Source organism: Streptomyces sp. WAC06614 (assembly GCF_003949795.1).
Classification (GTDB): domain Bacteria; phylum Actinomycetota; class Actinomycetes; order Streptomycetales; family Streptomycetaceae; genus Streptomyces.
The window spans coordinates 1-11,874 of sequence record NZ_RPRY01000219.1 but is presented as its reverse complement, the minus strand read 5'-3'; the positions used below and the strand labels follow the sequence as shown (position 1 = coordinate 11,874).

The following is an 11,874-nucleotide window of genomic DNA, read 5'->3' as shown; positions in this document are numbered from 1 at the left end:
CTGCGCCGGCACGTCATGGGCGAGGCCGCGGTCGGGGCGGAGCCGCCGACGCCCGAGCAGCTCCAGCAGATGCTGGAGCTGCTCCACGAGGCGATGGACGCCGGGGCCTGGGGGCTGTCGACCACCCTCGACGCCCTCGAAGGCCGCATCGCGGTCAACGCCGGTTTCATGGTCGGCCACTGCGCCCTGCGCCGGCACGTCATGGGCGAGGCCGCGGTCGGGGCGGAGCCGCCGACGCCCGAGCAGCTCCAGCAGATGCTGGAGCTGCTCCACGAGGCGATGGACGCCGGGGCCTGGGGGCTGTCGACCACCCAGTCCGCCACCCACTCCGACGGCGACGGCGCCCCCGTCGCCTCCCGTCACGCCGGCCCCGCCGAGCTCATCGCGCTCTCCCGCGCGGTCGGCGAGCACGAGGGCACCCAGCTGGAGGCGATCGTCGCCGGCTGCCTGGACCAGTTCGCCGACGACGAGATCGACCTGCTCGTCGAGATGAGCGCCGCCGCCGGCCGTCCCCTGAACTGGAACGTCCTCACCATCGACTCCGCCGTCCCCGAACGCGTCCCCCGCCAGCTCGTGCCCAGCGAACGGGCCCGCAAGGCGGGCGGCCGGATCGTGGCCCTCACCATGCCGATCCTCACCCCGATGAACATGTCGCTGGGCACCTTCTGCGCCCTCAACCTCATCCCCGGCTGGGGCGAGGTCCTGGCCCTGCCGGTGCCCGAACGGATCGCCCGGCTCCGTGACCCCGAGGTGCGCGCGGAGATGCTGCGCCGGGCCGACAGCAAGGAGGCGGGGGTGTTCCGGCGGCTGGCCGACTTCGGCCGGTACGTCATCGGCGACACCTACGGCCCCGAGAACGCGGGCCTGTCCGGCCGCGTCGTGCGCGACATCGCGGCCGAGCGCGGCCAGGACCCGTTCCAGTGCCTGGTGGAGATCTGCGCCCATGACGAGCTGCGCACGGTCCTGTGGCCGATGCCCACCGACAACGACCCGGCGAGCTGGGCCCTGCGCGCCGAGGCCTGGGAGCACGAGGACGTGATGCTGGGCGGCTCGGACGCCGGCGCGCACCTGGACCGCATGTGCGGGGCGCCGTACACGACCCGCTTCCTGGGGGACTGCCTGCGCGGCCGCAAGCTGGTGCCGCTGGAGCGGGCGGTGAAGATGCTGACCGACGACCCGGCCCAGCTCTTCGGGTTGCGCGAGCGTGGCCGGATCGCCGAGGGCTACCACGCCGACCTGGTCCTGTTCGACCCCGAGCGGATCGAGGCCGGTCCGGCCACCCTGGTGCACGACCTGCCCGGCGACAGCCCCCGGCTGGACTCCCGGGCCGTCGGGATCGTCTCCGTACGCGTCAACGGGGTGGAGACCGTCCGCGACGACGAGGTGACGGGCGCGGTCCCGGGCCTGGTCCTGCGCTCGGGCCGCGACACGAGGACGGTGAGCACCCGATGAGCGGCGGGACGGCCCGGCTGTTCATCGGCGGCGAGTGGGTGGAGCCCGCCGGAGGCCACTACGAGGTGGTCAACCCGGCCGACGAATCGGTGGTCGGGCTCGCCCCCGAGGCCTCGCCCGAGCAGGTCCACGAGGCCGCGCGCGCGGCCCGGGAGGCCTTCGCCGTCTGGTCGCGGACCCGCCCGCAGGAGCGGGCGGCCGTCCTGGACCGGGCGGCCGACATCATGCAGCGCGAGTACGAGCCGTGGGCCGAGCTCGCCCGCGCCGAGACCGGCGCGCCCACCGGGATCGCCCGCGGGATGCAGGTCGGGGTGGGCGTGGCCCGGTTCCGCCGGTACGCCGCGGGCGCCCTGGAACCGGTCGAGCGGGGCCTGCCGCCGCAGGTCACCGAGGCCGGCCCGATGGGCGCGGCGAGCGTGCTGGGCGCGCTGGAGGTGCGCCAGCCGGTCGGCGTGGTCAGCTGCATCACCTCGTACAACAACCCCTGGGCCAACCCGGCCGGCAAGGTCGCCCCGGCCCTGGCCATGGGCAACACGGTGGTGGTCAAGCCGGCCCCGCAGGACCCGCTGTCGGTGTTCAAGATGGCCGAGGCACTGGCGGAGGCGGGCGCTCCGCCCGGGGTGGTCAACGTGGTCTGCGGGCAGTCGGTCGCGGTGGGCGAGGCGGCCGTGGACTCCCCGGACGTGGACATGGTGTCCTTCACCGGGTCCACCGGCGTCGGCCAGAAGATCGCCGAGGTCTGCGGGCGGTCCATGAAGCGCCAGCTCATGGAGCTCGGCGGGAAGGGCGCGGCCATCGTCTTCGACGACGCCGACCTGGACGCGGCGACGACGGGCATCGGCACCACCTTCTCCTTCTACAGCGGCCAGATCTGCACCGCGCCCACCCGGGTCCTGGTCCACCGGTCCGTCCACGACGCCCTGCTGGCCCGGCTGGCCGGCTACGCCTCGTACCTGAAGGTCGGCGACCCGGCCGAGCGCGGCACGGTGGTCGGCCCGGTGATCTCCGCGGCGCACCGGGACCGGGTCGAGGCGTACGTCGAACTGGGCCGCAAGGAGGGCGCGCGGGTGGTCGTCGGCGGGGAGCGCCCGGTGGTGGGGCCCGGGGGCAAGGGCTTCTACGTGGCGCCCACGCTGCTGGCGGACTGCACGAACGAGATGCGCGTGGTCCGGGAGGAGATCTTCGGGCCGGTCGTCGTGGTCGTCCCCTTCGACACGGAGGAGGAGGCGGTGGCCCTGGCCAACGACAGCGACTACGGCCTGCTCAGCTACGTGTGGTCCGGCGACGTGGCCCGCGCCTTCCGGGTGGCCCGGCGGCTGCGGGCCGGCGGGGTCGGGGTGAACACGATCGGCCGGAACATGGAGGCGCCGTTCGGCGGCTTCAAGAAGTCGGGCGTGGGCCGGGACGTCGGCTCGTACGCCCTGCACGCCTACAGCGAGGTCCAGTCGATCGTCTGGACGACGTGATCCGGGGCGTGCCCCGGACCACGTAATCCGGGGCGTGCGGGTGCGCGGGCCCGGGCGGGGCCCGGCCGGAGGGCCGGAGCCCCGTCCCCGCCGTGGCAAAAAATGACACGGGAAAGTTTTGAAACGGGCAAAACGGGCACGGGTGCGATTTCCGCATTCCGAAAGCTTCGGTCCAGCTCCCCGGAATCAGCCCTGGGCCGCCCATGTGAACCTTTCATTACACGCCCGTGAACGCATTCCGCCTCGGAAATCAAAGGCATCGCCGGGGGCTGGGCGGCGTCCGCTATCCGGAGTTGATGGATCCGGATGTGGAAACCGCAGGCTCTACCGTCCTGTCCCATGACACAGCTGGACGTGCGGCCGCGGGCCGGAGACACGGTGAGCGGGGTCGCCGGGGCCGACGGCGAGGTCCGCGGCAAGGGCCTCGGCAAGGGTTCCGTCGGACTCGTCGGCAGTGCCGTCATCGGCATCTCCACCGTCGCCCCCGTCTACTGCCTGACCTCCACGCTGGGTTCCACCGCCGGCGAGGTCGGCCTGCAGATGCCCGCCGTGTTCCTCGCGGGCTTCCTGCCGATGCTGCTGGTCGCGTTCGCCTACCGCGAGCTGAACAAGGCCGTGCCCGACTGCGGTACCTCGTTCACCTGGACCGTGAAGGCCTTCGGGCCGCGCGTCGGCTGGATGTGCGGCTGGGGCCTGGTGATCGCCACGATCATCGTCCTGTCGAACCTGGCGGGCGTGGCCACCTCGTACTTCTGGCTGCTGGCCGGCGAGGTCACCGGCAACCCGGAGATCGCCGCGCTGGACAAGGACAAGCCGGTCCACATCCTCACCTGTCTCACCCTGATCGCCGTCGCCACCGCCATCAGCTACCGCGGCATGACCGCCACCAAGGGCGTCCAGTACACCCTGGTCGGCCTCCAGCTCGTCGTCCTCGCCGCCTTCGTGGCCATGGCGCTGTCCAAGGCCGGCTCCGGCGCCTTCGACACCGGCGTGGACTTCTCCTGGGAGTGGATGAACCCCTTCGCGGTCGGCTCCATGGCCTCCTTCACCGCGGGCCTGTCGCTGTCGATCTTCATGTACTGGGGCTGGGACGCGTGCCTGGCCACCAACGAGGAGACCACCGGCTCCGCCAAGACCCCCGGCCGGGCCGCGCTGCTGGCCATGGTCGTCCTGGTCGGCTCGTACCTGGCCACCGGCGTCGCCGCCCAGATGGCCGTCGGCTCCGGCGGCGAGGGCCTGGGCCTGGCCAACGAGGAGACCTCCGGCAACGTCTTCGCCGCCCTGGCCGGCCCGGTCATGGGCCCGGCGCTCGGCATCCTGCTCTTCGTCGCCGTCCTGGCGTCCGCCACGGCCTCCCTGCAGACCACGTTCATCCCGGTGGCCCGTACGGTCCTGGCCATGTCCACCTACGAGGCGCTGCCGTCCTCGTACGCCAAGGTCCACCCGCGGTTCAAGACCCCGGGCCGGGCCACCGTCATGGCGGGCCTGGCCACCGGCGCCTTCTACACGGTCATGACCCTGGTCAGCGAGAACGTCCTCACCGACACGATCTTCGCGCTCGGCCTGATGATCTGCTTCTACTACTCGCTGACCGCGTTCGCCTGCGCCTGGTACTTCCGCAAGGAGCTGCGCCGCAGCGCCCGCGACCTGTTCCTCAAGGGCGTCTTCCCGGCGCTCGGCGGCCTCCTGCTGGCCGCGGTCTTCGTCAAGACCCTCTACGACGCCTGGGACCCGTCCTACGGCTCCGGCTCCACCCTGCCCGGCCTCGGCATCGGCAACGTCTTCGTGATCGGCGTCGGCCTGCTGCTCCTCGGCCTGGTCGTCATGCTCGTCACCGAGCGGCGCAGCCCGGCCTTCTTCCGCGGCGAGGTCCTCACCCGCTCCACGCCGGCCCTGGTGGTCGAGGACTGACCCGACCGGTGGGGTGACGGCATCCGGGGCGGGTCGTTGGTCAGGCCATGAACGCCAAGAGCAGCATGAAGCGCACCCTGGCCGCCCTCGTCCTCTCCGGCGGCGCCGCCCTCGCCCTGACCCCGGCCGTCGCCCAGGCCGACGGCTTCCCCAAGGGCGAGCCGCTGACCGAGCGGCTCGGTTCCATGGCCGACCACCCCGGGCAGACCCTCAAGGAGGCGGAGACCGGCGTCGGCGTGGTCACCTCCGTCACCTCCACCGCCACCCGCTCCGCCCTGGGCAGCGGCGGCTCCGCCCTCGACGGCGGCCTGCCCAACCCCCCGTCCCTCGGCGGCCCCGGCCACTGACACCCGCCCCGGGGTCCGGCCACCGACACCCGCCCGGGGGTCCGGCCACCGACACCCGCCCGGGGGCCGGCCCCGGCCCGGCCCCCGGCGGGGCGCCGGTTCGGTACCGCCCACGCCCACAGCTCGTTGAGCAGGGCATGTCCCTGTGGTTACTGAACACCTTCAGCACCTTCACCCTGGCCGTGCTCCTCGTCGGCGGCCTGGTCCTGCTCGCCGTCACCGGCAGCCTCGCCGCCCGCCGCTACCGGCCCCGGCTGGCCGAGGGCGAGCACAACGAGATGGTCGGCGTGGCCCTCGGCATGTTCGGCGCGATCTACGGCATCATCCTGGCCTTCGTCGTGGTCACCCTGTGGACCCAGATGGAGACCACCCAGAGCGTCGTCTCCGGCGAGGCCACCGACCTCGCCCTCGTCGTCCGCAGCGCCGAGGCCTTCCCGCCCGCCGACCGCGCCCGCGTCGAGCACGCCGTCGGCGACTACGTGCACGCCGTGGTCGAGATCCAGTGGCCCCGGATGCGCGCGGGCCGGCCCAGCTACGACGCCACGGCCGAGCAGACCCACGCCATGTACACGGCACTCCAGTCCTACGAGCCCACCTCGGTCCGCGCACAGACCTTCTACGAGGAGGCCGCCTCCCGCCTCAACGACGCGGCCGGCCAACGCCGCGCCCGCCTCACCGCGGCCGAACAGTCCCTGCCCACCCTGCTCCAGATCCTCGTCTACGGCGGCGCCCTGGTGATCCTCCCCCTGACCTTCCTGTTCGGCCTGCGCAGCCTGAAGATGCAACTCCTGTTCGTCGGCGCCGTCGCCGCCCTGATCGGCTTCAGCCTCCTCCTCGTCCTGGTCCTGGACCGCCCCTTCTCCGGTGACCTGAGCGTCACCCCGGCCCCGTACCAGCAGGCGGCCCTGTCCCAGTTCTGGCGCTAGAGGTACTGCGCCAGCTCGTCCAGCGCGCGCAGGACCTCCGGCTCCTCGGCGGACGGGAGCTGGGCCACGACCTCCTCGATGCCGAGGTCGGCGTAGTGGGCCAGCTTGCCCGGGGTGGGGTGGACGGCGTACGGGACCACCTGCAGCGCCTTGGGGTCGCGGCCGGCCCGCTCCCACACCGAGCGCAGCACCGGCAGGCTCTCGGTCAGCCCGCGCCCGCCGATCGGCATCCAGCCGTCGGCGTGGTCGGCGATCGCCGCGAACAGCTTGGGTCCGGCGGCGCCGCCGAGCAGGGTGCGGGGGCCGTACAGCGGGATCCCCGCGGCCAGTTCACGGGGCGCCTGGACCGGCTTGGGGTGGGCGGAGCTGGCCCGGACCGAGGAGAACTGCCCGACGTACGCGGTCGGCTCCGGCGCCCACAGGGCCCGCATGAGCGCCATCCGGTCCCGCACCAGCTCCCGCCGCTGCGCCCACTCGACCCCGTGGTCGGCGGCCTCCTCGGTGTTCCACCCGTACCCGACCCCGAGGGTGAACCGCCCGCCGCACAGATGGTCCAGCGTCGCCACCTGCTTGGCCAGCCCGATCGGGTCGTGCTGCGCGACCAGCGTGATCCCCGTCCCCAGGTGCAGCCGCTCGGTCACGGCCGCGGCCTGCCCGAGCGCCACGAACGCGTCGAGCGTCCGCCCGTACATCTCGGGCAGCTCACCGCCCATCGGCGCGGCGGTGTCCCGGCTGACCGGGATGTGCGTGTGCTCGGGCAGGTACAACCCACTGAACCCGCGCTCCTCCAGGGCCCGGGCGATCCGGACGGGCGTGACCGTCAGATCGGTCAGGAAGATGGTCGTGGCGATCCGCATACGTGCTGACACCTCCGTCAGGTTGGGGCCCCGGCCACGGTAGGGCGAAACGCTCAGGGACGGCAGGGGGCGGACACGTCGAGGTCCCTCAGATAGCGGTCGCGGTCGCCCTGGGGGAGGGGGTCGGGGACGACGGTGCACAGGATCGTGCGCCAGGAGGCCAGGTCGGTGGCGCGGCGGACGAGGGAGCCGTCGGGGTTGAAGGCGAGGACGGCACCGTCGGCGCCGGCGAAGACCTGCACGGCGGACGTGTCGCTGCCCGGGCGGTCCATGGTCCAGGTGCCGCGGGCCTCGCCGCTGGTGGAGTCCCAGAACTGGAGGGAGGCCTCCGGGCCGGTGCCCGCCGCCTGGACGACGAAGGAGCCGTCCTGGCTGAAGACGGGCTCGCGCCGGTCGTCCCGGGCCAGTCCGTCGCTCGTGGCGACCCGGCCGCTCGCCACGTCGACCACGGCGAGGCGGGAGTCGCCGTTCTTCGAGACGGCCTTCCTGCCGTCGTGGCTCAGCACGATGGACTGGAAGCCGTAGGTGTTGATGTCCGTGTCCCGGACGTGGACGAGGCGGTGCTCGGACCACCGCCAGAAGGAGAGCGCGCCGGTGTCGGAGAAGCCCAGCGTGCCGAGGTCGCCGCTGACCACGACGTTTCCGCGGGCGCGGACGGTCTGGCGGATCTTCCAGGTCCGCGTGTCGACGACGTGGAGGCCCTCCTGGCCGCCGGCACGGGCCAGCACGTGGACGCCGTCCGGGAGGAAGGAGACCGGTCTCAGGCCCTGGCTCTCGTCCTGCGACGTCGGGGACGCCGTCGGGGTGCCGTCCTTCAGGTCCCAGAGCGCGGTCCTGCCCTGGTGCACGGTCACGGCACGGGTGCCGTCGGCGCTGACCAGCACGGTGTCCGTGGTCTCGGCAGCGTTCCCGCGGTCGAGCGGGACGGGGATCCGGCCCAGCCGCTTCACGCCCGCGCCGGTCACCGACCACAGGTCCGTCCCGCCGTCCCGGGTCCGGAACGCCGCCCGCCGGTCGGGGGTGAGCTCGCTCTGCTGGACGTCGTCCTCGTTGGACAGCCAGGCGCCGCCCTGGACGCTGTCGGTGGAGAGCAGGGACACGGCTCCGTCGCGGGAGCCCGCCGCCACCCAGCGGCCGTCGCCGGATGCGGCCAGGCTCATGACGGGGAAGGTGAAGGACCCGATCACGCGGCGGCGGCGCAGGGTCGCGTCGTAGACCAGGACCTCCTGGCCCTTGTACGCGATGAACGAGGTGCGGTCGGCGGTGGGCAGGACCGGGTCGACCCGGACGGCGGGGTCGGTCACCTCCAGGCGGCGCTCGCCCTTGACCAGGTCCCAGAGCACCGGGCGGGACTCGTTCCAGAGCACGGCCGTGCTCGCGTCCTCCGACAGTTGGGGATAGACGCGCTCCTTCGCAGGCAGGCACGGGATCTCGCGCGCGGCGTTCCAGGCCGTGGAGCCGCGGGGGAGCGTGCGCACCGTGCACGCCTCGCTGTCCAGCACCTGGAGGTTGCCGTCCTTGTCGAAGGCGATTCCGATCGCGTCCTGAGGTGCTGTCGCATCGTGGACGACGTCACCCGTGGCGGTGTCCCACACGGTGAAGCGGTAGGCCTCCGTAGGGCGGCCGGCCACGTAATAGCCGGCGGCCACCCGCCGACCGTCCCCCGAGAACGCGAAGGCGCGCATCCCCTTGGTCGCCTCGGCCAGGTCGCGGCCTTCACTGGCCGTCAGGGTCCGCACCTGTCTGCGCTCCGTGGTGTCCCAGATCTCGATCCGGTTGTACACGGTCTCCACGGCCAGGTAGCGCCCGTCGTCGCTGAGGGCGAGATCGCCACCGTGCAGCCGGGACCAGGGGATGCCGGTGAGTCGCGGCAGTTCCCGCCGTGCCCGGATGTCGTACAGGCGGACGTCGGACGGTGCCTCGTCGGAGGCGCCGGAGTCCGCGGGGCCGCCGAGGGCGGAGTAGTAGGCCATCAGGTTCCCGTCCCGGCTGAGGGCCACCCTGGTCGGGGAGATGTTGCTGATGCCGTGGGTTCCGTCGTACACCCCGGACCCTCCCTGGAGGTGCCGCCCCACGTTGTCGTTGGCCGCCACCGCCCGCCCCAGCGCCTGGGCCGACTCGCCCATCCTGCGGGTCGCGTCCGCGTACAGCGCGAACTGCGCCGACTTGCGCGGGTCGCCCTGCGCCGACTCCAGCGCACGGGCGGCGAGGGCCTGGGCGGCCGAGGTACGGGCGCGGGCCAGGGCCTCGCCCCGTTGCTGCCAGGCGAACACGCCCGCGCCGGCTGCGATCAGGGTGGTGGCGGAGAGGACGGCCACGCCGCCGCGGAGCACACGGATCGCCTTGCGCTGGAGTCGCAGGTCCTCGCTGTCCAGGGCGTCCTTGGTCCTGCCGTGCAGGGGCGCGGCCAGCGAGGCGACCCGGTCGCGGAAGTCGGCGCCGGGGCTCATGGAGCGGTCGCCGGGGTCGCAGGCGCGGTAGGGGCGCAGGTCGACCCAGAGGGGTTCGGCGGCGAACGCCCAGCTCAGCTCCTGAGGGATGGCGTTCGTCTGCTGCCAGTCGAAGTCACGGGCGGCGTCGTCCCACACGATCCGGCCGTCGCTGAGCGCGATGAGGAAGTGGTCGAGCCCGTGGTTGCGGCGCCAGTACGCGATCTCCTGGCGGACCCATTTGGACGCGGCCGCTTCCGGGGAGGCCAGGTAGACGAAGTAACGGGCTCCGGCCAGGGCGGTGGTGATGGACGAGCCGAGGTCGCTGCTGGCGCCGAGGCTGGTGGTGTCGCGGAAGACCTTCAGCCCCGGGCGGCGCAGCCAGGGGGTCCGGACGATGCCCTGGAGTCCCTTCTGGAGGGCCTCCGCCAGCGGTACGTCGCGCTGGTGGCTGTAGGAGATGAAGGCATCACGTTCCAAGATCGTCCCCCCTGACGGTCCGTGCGGCACGCGGCAACTCGTAGGGTGGCATGGAGCGTTCGCGCCGAGGGAAGGGTTGGGGGATGGGTTTGCGACAGAGGTTAGGCCGAGGCAGGCGCGCGGGCGGGTTCGCGCCCCAGGAAATCACGGTCAAACTCTCGATCCCGTTCGTGGGGGAGATCAGCGGCACATGGGAGCCCGTCGACGCGGAGCGTGAGGCCGCGTGGGAGCTCTACGTCGAACTCGCCACCCGCATCTCGGTCGTTGAGCTGGGCGAGGACGAGGGACTGCTGCGCGAGGCGCTGTCCTCGCTCTACACCGTCTTCGCCACGACCCGGGAGATCCTCCGGCGCTACGGGCCCGCCGTGGCCCCGCGGGTGGCGCCGGGGAAGGTCACGTTCGGGGTGCTGGCGGTCAATGTCCTGAACCTTTCCATCAGGCCCTTGCTCAGCAAGTGGCATCCGCTGCTCACGGCGCACGAGGCGACCCGCGGGACCTCGGTGGACCCGGTCGCGCACGAGCGCCGGTGGGCGCGGTCGGCGGAACTGCGGGCGGAGATCGAGTCCGTGCGGAAGGTGCTGCTCTCGCTGGCCCAGGCGCTGAACGAGGTCGCGGGTGTCGGCGACCTGATCACCGTACGGCTGCCGGACCAGGGGGCGCGGTCGGCCGCCGGGACCTCGTAGGCGTCCGCGGCGGGCCGCGGGCGGCACCTCACGCCCGCGGGTAGCGGGTGAGCCAGGCCGGGGACGTGGTGGTGGGGGAGTGGAGGGACGGGCCCTGGGTCATTTCCAGGGTGAAGTCGTCGGCCAGTTCGAGGAGGGTGGCGCGGCCCTCCAGCTCCGCCAGCCAGGGGGCCGGCAGGGCGGTCTCGCCGTGCAGGGCGCCGAGCAGGGCCCCGCACAGGGCGCCGGCCGCGGGGGAGTCGCCGCCGTGGTTGACCGCGAGGCGCAGGCCGTGGCGGACGTCCTCGGCGACCAGGGCGCAGTAGACGGCCACGGCGAGGGCGTCCTCGGCGTGGCGGTCGGAGCCGGGGGCGTCGCCGGGGGAGAGGGACTCGACCAGCTTCGCCGAGGGGACGCCCTCGGTGACGGCGGTCAGGGCGCGCCCGAGCGCCTGCGTGACGGGCTCGTGGCCGGGCCGGGCGGCCAGCAGGCCGAGCGCGTGTCGGACGGCGGGATCGAGGGCCGTGCCGCGGGCCAGGCCGTGGACGACCACGGCGAAGGCGCCGGCCGACAGGTAGGCGGCGGGGTGGCCGTGGCTCTGGGCGGCGCACTCGACCGCGAGTTGCAGGACGAGCCCCGGGTCCCAGCCGACGAGCAGCCCGAACGGGGCCGAGCGGACGGCGGCGGCGGCGTCCCGGGCGGTGGGGTTCTTGGGGTGCTCCAGGGTGCCGAGGGTGTCGTCGCCGAAGCCGGTCAGGCAGGAGCGTTCGGGGGCGCGGCGGGTGTAGAGCCACTCCTGCCGGGCCAGCCAGCCGTTGTCCGCGCGGCGCTCGTCCGGGCCCCAGTCGTGCTGGGTGGCCGCCCAGCGCCGGTAGGCGCGGTGGAGGTCGGTGGGCGGGTGCCAGGCGCCGGTGTCGCGGCGGACGTGGGCGCGTATGAGGCCGTCGACGGTGAACAGGGTGAGCTGGGTGGCGGCCGTGACCGCGCCGCGGCGGCCGGAGGCGAAGGGGGCGGGCGCCGGGTCGAGGAGGCCCTGCGGCCCGTGCGCCCGGTGGATGGCGTCGAGGCTCAGCTCCGCCACCGGCGCGCCGAGCGCGTCACCGAGCGCGGACCCCAGCAGGGCCCCGCGCACCCGCCCCCGGAAGTCCTGCTGCTCGGCCCGGCCCCACAGCCCGGTGAGGACCCCTCGCCCGTTGGTCCGGTCGCCCATGTGTCCCCCGATCAGCCTCTGGCGCGCACTGTAGTGGACAGGATCGAACGGATCCCGACCGAGTGCGCCCGCCGTAGAGCAAGTCCCGCCAGAACGGCTGGAATGCGCTCGATGAACGCCCCCCACCCCGGAGC

The 11,874-nt window shown here is 73.4% G+C and carries 9 protein-coding genes; 6 read left to right on the top strand and 3 right to left on the bottom strand.

Annotation, left to right across the window (positions count from 1 at the left end):
• The 5 genes from EF918_RS24765 to EF918_RS24745 all read left to right on the top strand — a co-directional run.
• The coding region (locus EF918_RS24765) for an amidohydrolase family protein (RefSeq protein WP_260610622.1) at positions 1-1,452 on the top strand (1,452 nt) is incomplete at its 5' end.
• The gene (locus EF918_RS24760) at positions 1,449-2,918 is read left to right on the top strand and encodes an aldehyde dehydrogenase family protein (RefSeq protein ID WP_125650628.1); all 1,470 of its coding nucleotides are present in this window, start codon (positions 1,449-1,451) and stop codon (positions 2,916-2,918) included. The genes EF918_RS24765 and EF918_RS24760, both read left to right, overlap by 4 nt.
• A gap of 339 nt (positions 2,919-3,257) precedes the next feature.
• Complete coding sequence (locus EF918_RS24755) at positions 3,258-4,829, top strand: APC family permease (protein WP_125650626.1); 1,572 nt, start codon at positions 3,258-3,260, stop codon at positions 4,827-4,829.
• Positions 4,830-4,876: 47 nt separating this feature from the next.
• Positions 4,877-5,176 carry a hypothetical protein gene (locus tag EF918_RS24750; protein ID WP_125650624.1) on the top strand — a complete coding sequence of 100 codons (300 nt, stop codon included), beginning with the start codon at positions 4,877-4,879 and terminating at the stop codon, positions 5,174-5,176.
• Positions 5,177-5,313: 137 nt separating this feature from the next.
• The gene (locus EF918_RS24745; RefSeq protein WP_125650622.1) at positions 5,314-6,102 is read left to right on the top strand and encodes a DUF4239 domain-containing protein; all 789 of its coding nucleotides are present in this window, start codon (positions 5,314-5,316) and stop codon (positions 6,100-6,102) included.
• Here EF918_RS24745 and EF918_RS24740 read toward each other — a convergent pair.
• Positions 6,099-6,959 (bottom strand): TIGR03619 family F420-dependent LLM class oxidoreductase, encoded by an 861-nt coding sequence (locus tag EF918_RS24740; protein ID WP_125650630.1) that lies wholly within the window; start codon positions 6,957-6,959, stop codon positions 6,099-6,101. The genes EF918_RS24745 and EF918_RS24740 overlap by 4 nt on opposite strands.
• A 53-nt stretch (positions 6,960-7,012) precedes the next feature.
• Positions 7,013-9,868 (bottom strand): TIR domain-containing protein, encoded by a 2,856-nt coding sequence (locus tag EF918_RS24735; protein ID WP_185921904.1) that lies wholly within the window; start codon positions 9,866-9,868, stop codon positions 7,013-7,015.
• 170 nt (positions 9,869-10,038) lie between these two features.
• On the opposite strand from EF918_RS24735, the gene EF918_RS24730 reads away from it, so the two are divergent.
• Positions 10,039-10,551, top strand: a complete 513-nt coding sequence (locus tag EF918_RS24730) for a hypothetical protein (protein ID WP_260610621.1) — start codon at positions 10,039-10,041, stop codon at positions 10,549-10,551.
• Positions 10,552-10,579: 28 nt separating this feature from the next.
• On the opposite strand, the gene EF918_RS24725 is transcribed toward EF918_RS24730, so the two are convergent.
• Positions 10,580-11,740 carry an ADP-ribosylglycohydrolase family protein gene (locus EF918_RS24725; RefSeq protein ID WP_125650616.1) on the bottom strand — a complete coding sequence of 387 codons (1,161 nt, stop codon included), beginning with the start codon at positions 11,738-11,740 and terminating at the stop codon, positions 10,580-10,582.
• Positions 11,741-11,874: the final 134 nt, after the last annotated feature.